The sequence below is a fragment of the Sandaracinobacteroides sp. genome (assembly GCF_057137845.1).
Map to the genome: position 1 here is coordinate 1 of NZ_DBNHFX010000037.1, position 14,389 is coordinate 14,389.

The 14,389-nt window shown below is 65.5% G+C and carries 15 protein-coding genes and 1 tRNA gene; 7 read left to right on the forward strand and 9 right to left on the reverse strand.

The window, feature by feature from the left end; all coding sequences use genetic code 11:
* A partial coding sequence (gene mutL / locus AC16JP_RS01660) for a DNA mismatch repair endonuclease MutL (RefSeq protein WP_484338862.1) occupies positions 1 to 1,775 on the reverse strand: 1,775 nt, incomplete at its 3' end.
* 314 nt (positions 1,776 to 2,089) lie between these two features.
* On the opposite strand from mutL, the gene AC16JP_RS01665 reads away from it, so the two are divergent.
* From AC16JP_RS01665 to AC16JP_RS01690, 6 genes are all read left to right on the forward strand, one after another.
* Positions 2,090 to 3,133: a rod shape-determining protein gene (locus tag AC16JP_RS01665; RefSeq protein WP_484338863.1), complete on the forward strand. Its 1,044-nt coding sequence runs from the start codon at positions 2,090 to 2,092 to the stop codon at positions 3,131 to 3,133.
* Between the two features lie 16 nt (positions 3,134 to 3,149).
* Positions 3,150 to 4,151, forward strand: a complete 1,002-nt coding sequence (mreC, locus tag AC16JP_RS01670) for a rod shape-determining protein MreC (RefSeq protein WP_484338864.1) — start codon at positions 3,150 to 3,152, stop codon at positions 4,149 to 4,151.
* Positions 4,148 to 4,666 (forward strand): rod shape-determining protein MreD, encoded by a 519-nt coding sequence (mreD, locus tag AC16JP_RS01675; protein ID WP_484338865.1) that lies wholly within the window; start codon positions 4,148 to 4,150, stop codon positions 4,664 to 4,666. The genes mreC and mreD overlap by 4 nt, the downstream gene beginning before the upstream one ends.
* Positions 4,667 to 4,669: 3 nt before the next feature.
* A complete protein-coding gene (mrdA, locus tag AC16JP_RS01680) occupies positions 4,670 to 6,607 on the forward strand; it encodes a penicillin-binding protein 2 (RefSeq protein WP_484338866.1) in 1,938 nt (645 codons plus the stop codon).
* Complete coding sequence (rodA, locus tag AC16JP_RS01685; protein WP_484338867.1) at positions 6,604 to 7,719, forward strand: rod shape-determining protein RodA; 1,116 nt, start codon at positions 6,604 to 6,606, stop codon at positions 7,717 to 7,719. The genes mrdA and rodA overlap by 4 nt, the downstream gene beginning before the upstream one ends.
* Positions 7,720 to 7,845: 126 nt before the next feature.
* Positions 7,846 to 7,921: transfer RNA gene (locus AC16JP_RS01690), tRNA-Lys, on the forward strand.
* A gap of 686 nt (positions 7,922 to 8,607) precedes the next feature.
* Here the strand turns inward: AC16JP_RS01690 and AC16JP_RS01695 are convergent.
* The 8 genes from AC16JP_RS01695 to AC16JP_RS01730 all read right to left on the reverse strand — a co-directional run bounded on the left by AC16JP_RS01695 (position 8,608) and on the right by AC16JP_RS01730 (position 13,932).
* Entirely contained in the window at positions 8,608 to 9,036 is a 429-nt protein-coding gene (locus tag AC16JP_RS01695; protein ID WP_484338868.1) for a DUF411 domain-containing protein, read from the reverse strand.
* 126 nt (positions 9,037 to 9,162) lie between these two features.
* The gene (locus AC16JP_RS01700; RefSeq protein ID WP_484338869.1) at positions 9,163 to 9,363 is read right to left on the reverse strand and encodes a hypothetical protein; all 201 of its coding nucleotides are present in this window, start codon (positions 9,361 to 9,363) and stop codon (positions 9,163 to 9,165) included.
* Entirely contained in the window at positions 9,360 to 9,716 is a 357-nt protein-coding gene (locus tag AC16JP_RS01705) for a hypothetical protein (RefSeq protein ID WP_484338870.1), read from the reverse strand. Before AC16JP_RS01705 ends, AC16JP_RS01700 begins: the two co-directional genes overlap by 4 nt.
* Positions 9,717 to 9,782: 66 nt before the next feature.
* The gene (locus AC16JP_RS01710; protein ID WP_484338871.1) at positions 9,783 to 10,838 is read right to left on the reverse strand and encodes a copper resistance protein B; all 1,056 of its coding nucleotides are present in this window, start codon (positions 10,836 to 10,838) and stop codon (positions 9,783 to 9,785) included.
* Positions 10,835 to 12,589: a copper resistance system multicopper oxidase gene (locus AC16JP_RS01715; protein WP_484338872.1), complete on the reverse strand. Its 1,755-nt coding sequence runs from the start codon at positions 12,587 to 12,589 to the stop codon at positions 10,835 to 10,837. Before AC16JP_RS01715 ends, AC16JP_RS01710 begins: the two co-directional genes overlap by 4 nt.
* A gap of 61 nt (positions 12,590 to 12,650) precedes the next feature.
* Positions 12,651 to 13,220: an RNA polymerase sigma factor gene (locus tag AC16JP_RS01720; protein ID WP_484338873.1), complete on the reverse strand. Its 570-nt coding sequence runs from the start codon at positions 13,218 to 13,220 to the stop codon at positions 12,651 to 12,653.
* Complete coding sequence (locus AC16JP_RS01725) at positions 13,217 to 13,657, reverse strand: periplasmic heavy metal sensor (protein WP_484338874.1); 441 nt, start codon at positions 13,655 to 13,657, stop codon at positions 13,217 to 13,219. The genes AC16JP_RS01720 and AC16JP_RS01725 overlap by 4 nt, the downstream gene beginning before the upstream one ends.
* Positions 13,654 to 13,932, reverse strand: a complete 279-nt coding sequence (locus tag AC16JP_RS01730) for a hypothetical protein (protein ID WP_011445787.1) — start codon at positions 13,930 to 13,932, stop codon at positions 13,654 to 13,656. The genes AC16JP_RS01725 and AC16JP_RS01730 overlap by 4 nt, the downstream gene beginning before the upstream one ends.
* A 138-nt stretch (positions 13,933 to 14,070) precedes the next feature.
* On the opposite strand from AC16JP_RS01730, the gene AC16JP_RS01735 reads away from it, so the two are divergent.
* On the forward strand, positions 14,071 to 14,389 hold a 319-nt coding region (locus AC16JP_RS01735), incomplete at its 3' end, for a copper resistance CopC family protein (RefSeq protein ID WP_484338875.1).

The window sequence follows — 14,389 nt, forward strand, 5'->3', positions numbered from 1 at the left end:
CGATGGAACAGGCGCTCCAGGTCGGCTTTCGTCAGGCGCAGGAACGTCGGCCTGCCGTGGTTGCAGGTGCCGCTTGCGGGCACGGCCTCCATCTGCCGCAGCAGCGCATTCATTTCCGGCAGGCTTAAAGCGCGCCCAGCCCGCACGCTGCCATGGCAGGCGATGGTCGCCGCCACATGCTCCAGCCTGTCGGCCAGCGCCTGTGCGCCCTGCCCGTCCTCCAGTTCGTCGGCGATGTCCTGCAACAGTTGCGGCAACGGCGGGCGGCCCAGCATCGCCGGCAACGACCGCACCAGCATCGCGTCCGCGCCGAACCGCTCTAGCTCCAGCCCCAGTTCCATCAGCAGGGCGCGCCCTGCCTCCAGCCGGTCGCACGACAGCGCATCCAGCGGCACCGCCTCGGGGATCAGCAGCGGCTGGCAGGCGACAGTTGCACCCGCGCGCCCGCGCATCGCTTCCAGCACCAGCCGTTCATGCGCTGCATGCTGATCGACCAGCACCAGCGCATCTTCGGTTTCCGCCACGATATAGCTTTGCGCGACCTGCCCGCGCGCAACCCCCAGCGGAAAGCCCGCCACCCCGGCAGCGGCCGGGCCGGCCAGCGCCTCTGGCGCCCGCCCCTGCGGCGCCCAGTCGGCGCGGGATTCGGCCGCGTGCGGGGGAACGGCCGCAGCATGTTCGGCAGACGCGATCAGCGGCATCTGCACTGCCGCAGGCGGCACGGCAGAGGGCGCCTGCAACGCATCCGCCAGCAGGTTCGAGGCCGACTGAACCGCCCGGATCCCCGCCGCATCCAGTGCAGTCCGGACGGCGACGATCAGGCTGGCGCGGATGCGCGCCGGTTCGCGGAAGCGCACTTCCGTCTTGGCCGGATGGACATTCACGTCGACATCGGCCGGCGGCAGGGAAACGAACAGCGCCGCCAGCGCATGGCGTCCGGCGGGCAGGCGCGCGGCATAGGCCCCGCGCAGCGCGCCTACCAGTTGCCGGTCCTTCACCGGCCGGCCGTTGACGAACAGATACTGCTGTTCCGAGGTGGCGCGGCTGGCAGCCGGAAGCCCGGCAAGGCCGCCGATCACCAGGTCCTCGCGCGCGAAATCGACAGGCACCGTGTCGGCGCCATCCGGCAGCAGCGCGCGCACACGGCGCGCCAGCGAAACAACCGTCGAATCCGCTTCGGCGGCCACATCGACGATCCGGCGCCCCTCGTGCAGCAGCAGGAAGCGCACGGCGGGATGCGCCATCGCCAGCCGCCGCACGGCATCGGCCACCGCCGCGACTTCGGTGCGGGCGGATTTCAGGAACTTCGCGCGTGCCGGCACACGCGCGAACAATTCCTCGACGGTTATCCGGGTTCCGGGCGGGACACCTGCCGGGCCGTCGAACAGCATGGCGCCCGAATCGAGCGCCAGCCGCCAGCCCGCATCGGCATGGCGCGTCCGGCTTTCCAGTGTGAACCGCGAAACGGATGCGATCGCCGCCAGCGCCTCGCCCCGGAAACCGAAGCTGCTGATCGCCAGCAGATCGTCGCCCGCCAGTTTCGATGTAGCGTGGCGTTCGATCGACAGCCGCATGTCGGCTGCATCCATGCCGCAGCCGTCGTCGATCACCTGCAAGCGGCCGGTGCCATCGCCGGAAAGATGCACTTCGATGCGGCCGGCGCCTGCATCGAGGCTGTTTTCCACAAGTTCCTTCACCACGCTTGCCGGGCGCTCGACCACTTCGCCGGCGGCAATGCGGTCGACAAGATGGCTTGGAAGGCGGCGAATGGTCATGGTGTCTGGCGTCCTGTCGCACCGGCAGGGCGGCCGGTGCAAGTAGGCAATCTCCGGTCACCGCCGGGGGCGGTTGCGCCCTTGCGCCCGCCGGGGCGACCGCCTATGCGCAGACAACCCGCGACATGGTCCCGAATGGCGTCCTTCGCGGCCATTCGCCGATTCGCGGACGATGCGCCCCAAGGGGGAAAGGGCGCGGTTCCGGCATGGATCGCCGCCATGGCCGCACGGCAGCCGCAAAGGCCGGTTCGCTCCAGCCCCCGCACAGGCGCCTGCCCACAGGATGGCGCCCCAGCCAAGGTTTGACCCCCGACGTGAATTTTCTCAGCCGCCTTTTCGGTTTTCTCAGCCAGGACATGGCGATCGACCTCGGGACCGCCAACACTCTCGTCTATGTGCGCGGGCGCGGCATCGTCCTCAATGAACCATCCGTCGTCGCCCTCGAAACGGTGAACGGCCGTCGTCAGGTGAAAGCCGTCGGCAACGACGCCAAGCTGATGATGGGCAAGACCCCCGGCAACGTCGAGGCGATCCGCCCGTTGCGCGACGGCGTCATCGCCGACATCGAAGTCGCCGAAGAGATGATCAAATATTTCATCTCCAAGGTGCACGGACAGAGCAGGCTGCCGTCGTGGCCGGAAATCGTCATCTGCGTGCCGTCCGGCTCCACCCCGGTCGAACGCCGCGCCATCCGCGACGCCGCCTCGAACGCCGGTGCGTCGGAAGTGCACCTGATCCTCGAACCGATGGCGGCCGCGATCGGCGCCGGGATGCCGGTCACCGAACCGATCGGCTCGATGGTGGTCGATATCGGCGGCGGCACGACCGAAGTCGCCGTGCTGTCGCTGCGCGGCCTTGCCTACACCACCAGCGTCCGCGTCGGCGGCGACAAGATGGACGAGGCGATCATCAACTATGTGCGCCGCAACCATAATCTGCTGATCGGCGACGCGACGGCCGAACGCATCAAAAAGGAAATCGGCACCGCGCTGCCGCCCGCCGACGGCATCGGCCGTTCGGTCGAGATCAAGGGCCGCGACCTGGTGAACGGGGTGCCCAAGGAAATCACCATCAACCAGGCGCAGATCGGCGACGCATTGTCGGAACCGGTGGCGCAGATCATCGGCTCGGTGCGGCTCGCGCTTGAGAACACCGCCCCCGAACTCGCGGCCGACATCGTTGATCAGGGCATCGTGCTGACCGGCGGCGGCGCGCTGCTCGGCGGTCTCGACGAAGCGTTGCGGCAGGCGACCGGTCTTCCCGTCACCGTCGCCGAAGACCCGCTGTCGTGCGTGGCCCTGGGCACCGGCCGGGCGCTGGAAGAATCGGTCTATCGCGGCGTTCTGATGAGCGCCTGAGGGCTCGCCTGCAGGCATGTCACCTTCTCCGCGCACCCCGACCAGACTGCCCGTCAGCCGGCGCACCAGCTTCGCCCGCCGCGACAGCAACCTTGCGTTGCTTGGTGCGCTGCTGGCCGGTGCGGTGCTGGCGTTCGCGCTGATTCTGCTGGTGGTGCAGGTGGTGAACCCGGCGTTCGGCGCACGCCTGCGCGGCGCATCGGCCGACGCGCTGTCGCCGCTGCTGGCGGTCGCCCGCGCGCCGGTGCAGGGCGCGCAGGCGCTTGGCGGCTTCTTCGCCGATCATGTCGGCGTCGTCGAACGTAACCGCGCCTTGCAGGCGCAACTGAAAGCCGCCGAAGCGCGGGCTGCAAAATCCGATGTGCTGGCCGCCGAAGTGAAGCGGATGGAGCGGCTGATCGACTTGCGCCGCCCCGAACGGCGGCTGGTCAGCGGCGCGCTGGTGTCGGCGAACCCGGCGAACGGCGGCGAACGCACGGCGATCCTCAGTGCCGGGCTGGCGGATGGCGTGCGCCCCCGCATGCCGGTCATCGCCGCCGATGGCCTGGCTGGGCGCGTCACCGATGTCGGCAGCCGTGCAGCGCGCATGCTGCTGCTGACCGACGGCAGCAGCCGCATTCCGGTAAAGGTATTGCGTACCGGCTGGACCGGGCTGGCGATCGGCAACGGCGGCACCCTGATCGACTTCCACTTCGATATCGCATCCGGCACCGACCGGATCCGCGTCGGCGACCGGCTGGTCACCAGCGGCGACGGCGGCCTGTTCCCGCCGGGCATTCCGGTTGCCGTCATCATCGACGCCGGGCGCAGCCCGCCGCGCGCCCGCCCGCTGGCCAACCCTACCGGGCTTGGGCCGGTGATGATCGAAGCGCCGTGGATGCCGCCGCCGGCGATTCTGCCGGCGCCGCCGGCCCGCGACGAAGCCGACAAGACGCTGCCGCCTGCAACCCTGGCGCCGCCCCCCCCGGCAAAATCACAGGCGCAAACCGTTCCTGCAGCCACCCCCGCCACACCATGAGCAGAATCCACCGCGAGAACGGCCTCGACGCCGTCGGCGGCAGGCGCTTCGTCCCTGCGGCCACCATCCTTGTGGCAACGTTGTTCATGACGCTGCCGCTGCCGCTGGCCTGGGGGGTGATGCCGCAGTTCGGGCTGCTGCTGCTGATCGTCTGGGGCAGTATCCAGCCCCGGCTGGTGCCGGCCTGGGCGGCGCTGCTGCTTGGCCTTGCAACCGATGTGCTGCTGGGGCTGCCGTTCGGCGTCTGGACGCTGCTCTATCCGGCAACACTGGCAGCGGTGCGCCTCTCCGAGCCGCAGCTCGAAGGCCGCCGCACGCTTGCGATCGACTGGTGGCTGGCGGCGGTGCTGGTCTTTGTCGCGCATCTGCTGGCGTGGCAGATTCTGGCGTTCGCCGGGCGGGCACCGGCGCTGCTGCCGCTGCTGGCGCAAGCGCTCGTCACCATCCTTGCCTATCCGGTGGCGGCGATGATCGCCGCCCGTGTGCAGAACCGCCTGATCGGCGCTGGCGCCTGAACCATGGCGGCCGAAAACGACAACGGCCGCATGTTCGAACGCCGCGCCTTCCTGCTGGGCGCGGCGCAGATGGGCGTCGGCATCGGGCTGATGGGGCGGATGGCGTGGCTGTCGATCGCGCAGGCCGATCGCTACCGCCTCGCCGCCGAAGACAACCGCGTGGCGCTGCACCTGATCGCGCCGCGCCGGGGCTGGATCATCGATGCGGCGGGCGAACCCATCGCCACCAATCGCCCGGCCTACGCCGTCGAACTGATCCCCTCGCTTGCCGGGGATCTGGATGCCGCGATCGATCAGGTGTCGCGGTTCGTGCCGCTTGGCCCGGCCGACCGCGCCCGCATCCACGAGGAAGCGCGCGACCTGCCGCCATCTTCGGCCGTCACGCTGGCGGCCGACATCGGCTGGGACGCCTTTGCCGCCTTGAACCTCGAACTGGCCGAACTGAACGGGCTGCAACCCGAACGCAGCTATGTGCGCCACTATCCCGACGGAGAAGCGTTCGCCCATGTGACGGGCTATGTCGGCCGCGCCACCGCCGAACAATATGCCAAAGACCGCAACCCGCTGTATCTGGTGCCGGCGTTCCGCGTCGGCAAGGACGGTGTCGAGCGGGCCGAAGACGCCACCCTAAGGGGCCAACCGGGGGCGCGGCGCGTCGAGGTGAACGCCCGTGGCCGCATCGTGCAGGAACTGGATACCCGCCCCGACACGCCGGGCAAGAACGTGCAGCTTACCATCGACCGCGCGCTGCAGGCCTTTACTGCGGCACGCGTCGGGCAGGAAAGCTGCTCGGTCGCTGTGATCGACGTCAAGACCGGCGACATCAAGTGCCTGCTGTCGATGCCGGCCTTCGATCCGAACGTGTTTTCCAACCGGATCCCGTCCAGCCTGTGGAAAGAACTGCACGCCGACGAGCGCAAGCCGCTCCTCAACAAGACGCTGCAGGGCCTTTATGTGCCCGGCTCGACGTTCAAGCCGGTGACTGCGCTTTCAGCACTGGCGAACGGCGTGCCGCCGACCGATACCGTCTATTGCAGCGGCAGCTATCGGGTGGGCGGCAATGTCTGGCACTGCCACAAGCGTTCTGGCCACGGCACCGTCGATCTGCGTTCGGCGATCGCCAAAAGCTGCAACGTCTATTTCTATACCATGGCCCGCCGCGTCGGCGCGCAGGCCGTCGCCGACATGGCCCGCCATCTGGGCCTCGAACACAAGTTCGATCTGCCGATGCCGGTGCAGCGCGCCGGCATCATCCCCGACCCCGCATGGAAGAAAAAGCGCCACAATCGCGAATGGTCGGTGGCCGACACGCTGAACATGGCGATCGGCCAGGGCGACGTGATCGTGAACCCACTGCAACTGGCGGTGATGACCGCCCGCATCGCCACGGGGCGTCTGGTTGAACCGCGCATGCTGGCGGGCCGCCCTCCCGCACCCTTCAAGCCGCTGGAGATCCCGCCCGACTATCTGGATACGGTGCGGCAGGGCATGGACGATGTGGTGAACGGCCGCGGCGGCACCGCGCGCGCTTCGGCGCTGCGCATCCCCGGCATCCGCATGGGCGGCAAGACCGGAACCGCGCAGGTGCGGCGGATTTCAGCGGGCTTTCGCGGCGGCGCCGGGGTGCCGTGGAAGTTCCGCGACCACGCGCTGTTCATCGCCTTCGCGCCGGTCGATGATCCACGCTATGCGGTCAGCGTCGTGGTGGAACACGGGATCGGCGGATCGCGGGCGGCAGCTCCGATCGCCAAGGACGTGCTGACCTTTCTTTATGATCGCGCCGAAGCGGAAAAGCGGCTGGCAGGCGTGCTGGAGGCCCGCGCCCGCGCCCGCCGCGCCGCCGAAGAAGCCGCCGCCCGCGCCGAAGCCGAAGCGCGGGCCCGCGCCGCATCCGGAGAAGCCGCAGGCCCGCCCCCCGCAGCCGAGGACGAAGAACCATGATCGGCGGCCTGCTGAATTCCCGCTGGCCGCAAAGGCTGCGCGCGCTGCCATGGCGGATCGTCGCGGTGATGGCGTTGATCGCGGCCTTTGCCGTGGTGGTGCTGTACTCGGCAGCGGGCGGTTCCATGCAGCCATGGGCGCTGAACCACGCACTGCGGGCAACCTTGTTCCTGATGCTGGCGCTGGCGCTTTCGCAGGTGCCGCTGGCGCTGTGGATGCGGATCGCCTACCCCTTTTATGCGGCAGTGCTGGTCGCGCTGATCGGCGTCGAGGCGCTGGGCGCCGTAAGCGGCGGGTCGCAGCGGTGGCTCGATCTTGGCTTCATCCGGCTGCAACCATCGGAATTCATGAAGATCGCCCTGGTGCTGGCGCTGGCGCGTTTCTATCACTTCCTGCCGCGCGGCTATGCCGGCCGCTTCGCCGGCATCTGGCCGCCCCTGGCGATGATCGGCCTCCCGGCGGCGCTGGTAATGTTGCAGCCCGATCTGGGCACCGCGCTGATGATCGTCGGCGGCGGGCTGGTGATGATGTTTCTGGGCGGCCTGCCGCTAAGGTGGATCCTGATTCCCGGCGGGCTGGGGCTGGCGTCGCTGCCGCTGCTGTATACCCTGCTGCACGATTACCAGAAAAAGCGGGTGCTGATCTTTCTGGATCCGGAATCCGACCCGCTTGGTGCCGGTTATCACATCACCCAGTCGAAGATCGCGATCGGATCGGGCGGCATCTTCGGCAAGGGCTTTCTGCAGGGTTCGCAAAGCCATCTGCAATATCTGCCGGAACAGCAGACCGATTTCGCCTTTGCCACCATGGCCGAGGAATGGGGGCTACTGGGCGGCGTTGCGCTGCTGGCGGCCTATGGCGTGGTGCTGAACTGGAGCATCCGGGTAGCAATGGCGACGCGCACCGTATTCGGACGGCTGGTGGCGGGCGGGCTTTCGATGACGATCTTTTTCTATGTGGCGATCAATTCGATGATGGTGATGGGCATGGCGCCGGTGGTGGGTATCCCGTTCCCGATGCTAAGCTACGGCGGCAGCGCGATGCTGACGGTGATGATCGCGTTCGGCATCCTGATGGGCGTGCATCGCCAACGCACGCTGGACCGGCTTTGAACGAAATTCGGCCGGCCTGATCGCACGGGCGGCGCCACGATCACGCAACAGGGCTGGACAAGCCCGCCCACAGTTGCTAACGGCCCGCCTCCCGCACCGCAAAAGCCGGTGCGGCGACAAAAGTGTGGACGCATAGCTCAGTTGGTAGAGCAGCTGACTCTTAATCAGCGGGTCCTAGGTTCGAGCCCTAGTGCGTCCACCAATTTCTCCTTATAAAACGTATGCTTACAGCGCGACAGCAGAGACCTGCCGCGTGGCGGAATTGCGCTAGGTAGCTCTCTAGGTAGCAGGCTCCTTGAAACTGATTTCGTGAGCGAAAGCTGCAAAATGGCCGTTCCGCGGGTTGCTTTGCGGCCCAGCTCAAGCTCACTTTCCAAGGCTGGCACGAATCGGCACTCTCAAAGTCGTCAGCCCTGCGACTTCTATTTGAGTTCGGCGGTCCCATCTCAGCGGCAGAGGTGACCAAATGCCAATTCCGGATGCGATGATCATTATCTGCCCGTCCTGCTCGACGGCAAGGCGCAGCTCGATGGATGAGCTAGCCGCGAGCACGCTGCAGGCGGACAAGGTTCTGGTGTTCTGACGCCGGGTGATAGCAATCCTGCGGGGCTTACTATGGCCGCGAAGGAGCACGGCAATTCGCTCGGTGACGCCTCCAGGCGCTGGCGCTGCAGCCTCCTCGGCCAGATCACAGATCGCCGTGAAGCGGGCTGGCTTGGCGAAGGACGAATGCAGGCGCGGCCTTCATCGCGATCAAGGCGAAAAAGCCCCCGCTCCAAACGGAATACATCTCGCGGAAGCATTTTGCCCCGCGCTCATTCGATTTGCCCGGATGAGCTTCGGGTTTCGCGGGAGCAGAGATGAAGACGCTGGCATCTAATGCGACGACTAATGCTGTGCGTATACGCTGGTGCGCGCGGCCCCGAATGCAATGACGTTATACCGCTGCGCGCGAACGCCCGGCACCTCCATGCCCGGCGATCCGATAGGCATTCCCGCAACTGCAAGCCCACGAACACCTTTCGGGCGGCTCGCCAGTACGCGGCGCATGTCCGCAATTGGAACGTGTCCCTCGAAGACAATCCCGTCCACGATCGCGGTGTGGCATGACACCAAGTTTGCGGGAAGACCCACCTGCCGCTGGAACGCGGTCCGGTTCGCGTCATCGACGATTCGCACATTTCTGCCGAAGGCCTGTCGAACCCGCGCAGCCCATTGTTCGCAGCACCCACACCCGGGATCGCGATGCATCAGGATGTCGCTTGCCGCTAGCGCGGGGGCCGAAAACAACGCCAGTGCCAGAACCAGCTTTCGCATGTGTAATCTCCTCATCCGCGGGTGGCCGCTGAACCGCAACGGTGTCAACTACAGCCAAAATCCGCTTTGCCGGTAGTCACATGGCAATGCGCGGAGGGTGGCTGAGCGCCCTCCGCGCACCATTGCTTACTTGTGATCCATGCCGCTCATGTCGTGACCAGCATGCTCACCAGCCTGCTCGCCATGCTCCTTGCAGCAGGCCATCTGGCCGTGCTCGTCCTTCTTGCAGCAACAGCACGGCTTTTCTGGCGTCGGTGCAGGCTCGGCTGAAAACGCGGCAGTAGAAAGCGAGAGCGCGAGGGCGCCCAGCAGATACTTGGATTTCATGTGTATTCTCCAGATAAGAATGAAACGGATCGGGAAACCGGCTGGCGCGGGGGCGGTGTCGGTGGCTCGGGCTTCAATCCGGACAGGATTTGGGGCGCCCGGATATCCGGGCCGATCCAGTCCCATCGTACGGCATTCAGATTGGTGCCGATGGCAGGCGCAGCAAAGAGGCACGCATGACAGACCCGCGCCACGTCCGGTGCGCAATGATGATGTGAGCGGTCGCCGCTTCCCGGCATGTCGCCGCATTCAATGTTAGCGGTCTGCATCGAAGCCGCTGCCGGGGCGGCGCAAAGCGGTCCTGCGCCGAACGCCAATGCTAGCGCAACAATGAGAGCGACGACCGACTTCATAGGATCAAGTCCTGCTCCGTTGCGACCCGTCGGTCCAGCCAAAGTCATTGTGCATTGCCATCAGAATCAGAACCAGACCCTGACGCCAGCGACAAAACTGACCGCAGCCGGATCTTCTCCTGCGAGCCGTGCCAAACGCGCGGTGTCACCCGCCTTCCGGCTCCATTCCACGCCAACATAGGGCGCGAGCTCGCGTCGGATCTCATAGCGCAAGCGCGCACCCAGTTCGAAGTCGGTGAGTCCTGATCCGACCCCGATCACGGGCATGTCCTGAGCGGAGAAATTAAGTTCCGTTCGAAGCTGGAAGATCAGGCGCTGGGTGATCCGCTCATCGTAGCTTCCCTCAAGGCGAGCCCGGATGTCACCCTTGTCGGAGAGGAACATCTGCCCCGTCAAATGGAACCAGTAAGGCGCGATCCCCTCTACCCCGAGCACGGCATAAGTCCGCGAGGGATTGGGCACGATATCGTGCCGCAAGCCGACATGGGCATTCCAGAACGGCGAGATGGCACGTGAATAGAGTGCCTGGATTTCCAGATCCTCGATCGGCTCGCCGAATGCGCCCTCGCCCTCTGTTTTGATCAGGAGGCGATCGACGTCACCGCCGAACCAGGCCTCGCCTGCCCAACGATAACCGTCCCTGCCCTTGCGCGCCTGGAATTCGGCGAGATCGAAGAGCACCATCGACCCGCTGAAGGCTCCATTCTCTCGCCGTAGGGCTTCGCGTGCGCGCGCCATCTCAGCGGGATCGAACACGGTATCCGCGGCATGGTCGCCTGGCGGCGCAGGGGCGGGAGCAGTTCCGATAGCCGGATCACCCTCGGACATGCCCGCCATGGCATTCATATCATGGCCGGAGTGATCGATGGCTTCAGGCCGTGGCGGACCGGCTGGCTTAGGCTCGGCAGCGTGTCCGGCATGGGGATCGACTGCGACAGGCGCGGGAACTGCAGCTTCGGGCTGACTTTGGCCGGAATGGTCCATTGCAGCCGGCTGTGCCTCGGCTCGAGCAACTGCGCCGGGCGCATCCTCCATTTCCATGCCTGGCATGGTGGCTTGAGCCCCCGCAAAGCCGGGCGTTGCCAGCAAGACAGCAGCGCTGATGAGAAGGGTCGCCTTCATGCCGCGTCCTCCTCATGGCGCACGGTCACGACCCGGAACATCCCCGACATCATGTGCAGCAGCATGTGACAGTGAAATGCCCAGTCGCCGAGTTCATCGGCCGTCAGGTCGAACGAAACCTTGCCACCGGGCAAGACATTGACCGTGTGCTTCAGCGGATGATGACCCGGATTACCTGTGACCAGTTCGAAGAAATGACCGTGCAGGTGAATCGGATGGGGCATCATGGTGTCATTGATGAGATTGACGCGCACCCGCTCCATGTGGCGGAACGCGATCGGCTCGGTGTTCTCGCTGAACTTTACGCCATCGAAGGACCACATGTAGCGCTCCATGTTGGCGGTCAGATGGATATCGATCTCTCGCGACGGCGTGCGCTTGTCTGCATTGGGGGTCAGCGCTTTGAGGTCACGATAAGCCAGCACCCGGTGATCGACCTTCTCGAGGCCGGTCGGACGTTCGCCCGTGCGGTCCATGGGCATTGGCGAAAGCGTCGCAACGCCTGGTCCCATTTTGACCTGCGGCGCGACCGCGGGATCGCGCATCTTCATCGAGCCGTGATCCATCCCGGGCATGGCGTGGCCCATGGCTGCGTGATCAGTTGCACTCGCATCGGCACCGGGTGCCGCCATATCGCCCATGCCCATGTCTTGCATGGACAGCAGCGGGCGTTCGCGGATCGCCGGGATCGGCGCGACCATGCCGAGGCGCGGGGCGAGCGTGGCGCGCACCTGACCGGAGCGGTCGATGGCTTCGGCGATGAAGCCATAGGCCTCGTCGGCTCTGGGCACGACGATCACGTCATAGGTCTCGGCGATGCCGATCTGGAACTCGTCGGTCTCGACTGGCTGCACGTTCTGCCCGTCGGCGGCAACCACGGTCATCGCAAGGCCCGGAATCCGGACATTGAAGTTGGTCATGGCGGCAGCATTGATGATGCGCAGGCGCACACGCTCTCCGGGTGCGAACAGTCCAGTCCAGTTCGCGGCGCTGTCATGCCCGTTGACCATGAAATGATAAGTGGCGCCGGTGACATCGGAAATGTCGGTCGGGTCCATCCGCATCCCGGCCCACATGCGCCGTTCGGAGGCCGACTGGTCCTTTCCCGCAAGTAGTCCCGAGAGGGTCTGCTTTTGCATGTTGAAGTAGCCGGGCTGCGCCTTCAGCTTCCGCAGCTGCGTGTGTGGGTGCATGAAGCTCCAGTCGGCGAGCATGATCACGTGTTCGCGGTCATAGGTAATTGGATCGGGTGCTGCGGGATCGATCACAATCGCGCCATACATGCCCATCGCCTCCTGCATGCCCGAGTGGCTGTGATACCAGTAGGTCCCGGACTGCCGGACGGGGAATTCATAGACGAAAGTCTGGCCGGCCTTGATCCCGGGAAAGCTCACCCCCGGCACGCCGTCCATCTGGAAGGGCACGAGCAGCCCGTGCCAATGGATCGAGGTTTCTTCCTTCAGCGTGTTGTTCACTGCGAGGCGAACCTTCTGACCCTCTTTTAACCGGATAACCGGGCCAGGTGTCGCACCGTTGATGCCGATGGCATGCCCGTCACGCCCGCCGACACGGAGCGAGGCATGACCGATGGATAGTGCGATTTGCTCCCCGGACACCGCGGCCATCGGGACTCCAAGACCAGAGGTTCCGCTGCGCGCCCAGGCTGGGAGCACTGCCGAAAGCGCGAGGCCCCCGCCCCCCAGGGCAGCCGAACGAATGAGGGTACGGCGATTAAGCGCAAAAGAATGCATGAATGGTGTCCGGTACGATTGACGGCTTCATAGTTCTCTACGCAGCCGCTTTCCTTACCCCTCAGATCTGGTCGCCAAGCATCGCTTTTAATTTTCCCCTCGCCCGGTAGAGCCGGGTCTCAACCGTTTTTTCGCTGACACCCAGCACCTCTGCGGCTTCAGCCTGGCCGAACCCATCGATCGTGCGGAGGACCAAGGCATCGCGCAGACGGGATGGCAAGCGCGATATGGCCGCGGTCACGCGCGCCAGCTCGGCCCTGTCCACCGCTTGTACGTCGGCGGAAATGGCATCGTCCGAAACATCGAAAGCCATCTCGAGCGGCATTGCGCGCGTGAAGAAGGCACGCACCTTTCTCCTTCTTGCCCAGTCCCGGCACTTGTTGAGCGCGATGTGCTTAAGCCAGGCCAGGAACGGTCGCTCATGATCGTAGCGTCCAAGCGCCGAGAACGCGGCGATGAAGGTCTCCTGGGTAATGTCGAGTGCCTCGTGCGGATCGCCGACGGATGCCCGTACCAGACGAAATACAGATTCACGGTGGCGCGCCAGCAGTTCGCGATAGGCGTCTTGCCGACCAGCGAGCGCCAGTGCGGCCAATTCGCCGTCGCTCCCCTCTGACAGCGAAAGGCTCACCGTACTTCTGGGGTCAGGGCTCTGGTCACAGTCCTGTCGAATTTGACCGCCTGATCAGGCCTCAGGACGGCGCGCATGGCAAAGAGATGCTCAAGCGTCTCCTTCTGCATCTCACCCATCACCTTGTGAGTATGATCGATCGCGGCCGTGACTTCCGGACCATAGCCATGTTCCACTTCCATCGCTTCGGCCAGATGGGCATTGGCCGCCCGCATCTCGAGCTCAAGCGCCTTGCGGCGGGTGGCAAAACGCTGCTCGATTGCTTCGATCTTTGCATCCTGTGCGGCATCGAGTTCGAGCTCGCTGTGCAGCAGCGCATGGAGTTCGGTCTCGCTCTGCCTTTCCGGTGCGAACAGGACGCGGCCAGCATAAGTTCCGCCCAGCGCCGCCGCGAATGCGACAAACGCGATCAGGATCAGCCGCCTGGTCCAATTCACGGGTGGACATCCAGCAAGGTCGAAGGTGCGAGGGGATTGTCGGGCGCAAAGGGTGAGATTGGCTGAGCTGTGGCGGGTTCGCCGCCCGCCAGTCCACCACCCGCTACGCCGACCACCAGCGCCAGGGCTGCGGCAAAACCCATCAGCCGCGACCCGGCCGCAGCCTCACGGCGGCTCGCAGCCAGTCCGGCAAGCACTGCGTCGTCGATAGTCGCCAGCTCCGAAGGGGCCGGAAGTGTGGCCAGGCAGCGGAGCGCCTGATCAAGGTCGGACATGGTGGGTCTCCCGAGGTCTTGTGATCCTATACGCAGCCATATCCCCGATCCCTCAGAAAAATTGAACCAGGCCAATTTGAGGGATGCTGTTCCGGGCCGCGTATTTCAACCTGATAGCCGTTTCCAAGGAGATTCCTGATGCGTTTGACCAGCCTTGCCCTCGCCGCCGCCGCTCTGGGTTTCATCGTCCCGCAGGTTGCCAGCGCGCATACGCAGCTTGTGTCCTCGACCCCGACCGCCAATGCAACGTTCGGAGCACCTACGAAGATCGAACTGCGCTTCAATGAGGCTGTGATCGGCGCAACGGCACGGGCCGAGATCACAATGACGGGAATGCCGGGTATGGCAAACCATGCGCCGATGCCGATCACGGGTTTCACTGCCCGGCTTGGCAATGACCGGAAATCGATGACTTTGCTGCTCCGTCGGCCGCTCGCCGCCGGCACTTACCGCGTGA

Excerpts from the sequence above, each read along its gene's own strand:
- mreC (WP_484338864.1), top strand. The coding sequence starts at position 3,150 with ATGTCACCTTCTCCGCGCACCCCGACCAGACTGCCCGTCAGCCGGCGC.
- mreD (WP_484338865.1), top strand. The coding sequence starts at position 4,148 with ATGAGCAGAATCCACCGCGAGAACGGCCTCGACGCCGTCGGCGGCAGG.
- mrdA (WP_484338866.1), top strand. The coding sequence starts at position 4,670 with ATGGCGGCCGAAAACGACAACGGCCGCATGTTCGAACGCCGCGCCTTC.
- rodA (WP_484338867.1), top strand. The coding sequence starts at position 6,604 with ATGATCGGCGGCCTGCTGAATTCCCGCTGGCCGCAAAGGCTGCGCGCG.
- AC16JP_RS01695 (WP_484338868.1), bottom strand. The coding sequence starts at position 9,036 with ATGCGAAAGCTGGTTCTGGCACTGGCGTTGTTTTCGGCCCCCGCGCTA.
- AC16JP_RS01700 (WP_484338869.1), bottom strand. The coding sequence starts at position 9,363 with ATGAAATCCAAGTATCTGCTGGGCGCCCTCGCGCTCTCGCTTTCTACT.
- AC16JP_RS01705 (WP_484338870.1), bottom strand. The coding sequence starts at position 9,716 with ATGAAGTCGGTCGTCGCTCTCATTGTTGCGCTAGCATTGGCGTTCGGC.
- AC16JP_RS01710 (WP_484338871.1), bottom strand. The coding sequence starts at position 10,838 with ATGAAGGCGACCCTTCTCATCAGCGCTGCTGTCTTGCTGGCAACGCCC.
- AC16JP_RS01715 (WP_484338872.1), bottom strand. The coding sequence starts at position 12,589 with ATGCATTCTTTTGCGCTTAATCGCCGTACCCTCATTCGTTCGGCTGCC.
- AC16JP_RS01730 (WP_011445787.1), bottom strand. The coding sequence starts at position 13,932 with ATGTCCGACCTTGATCAGGCGCTCCGCTGCCTGGCCACACTTCCGGCC.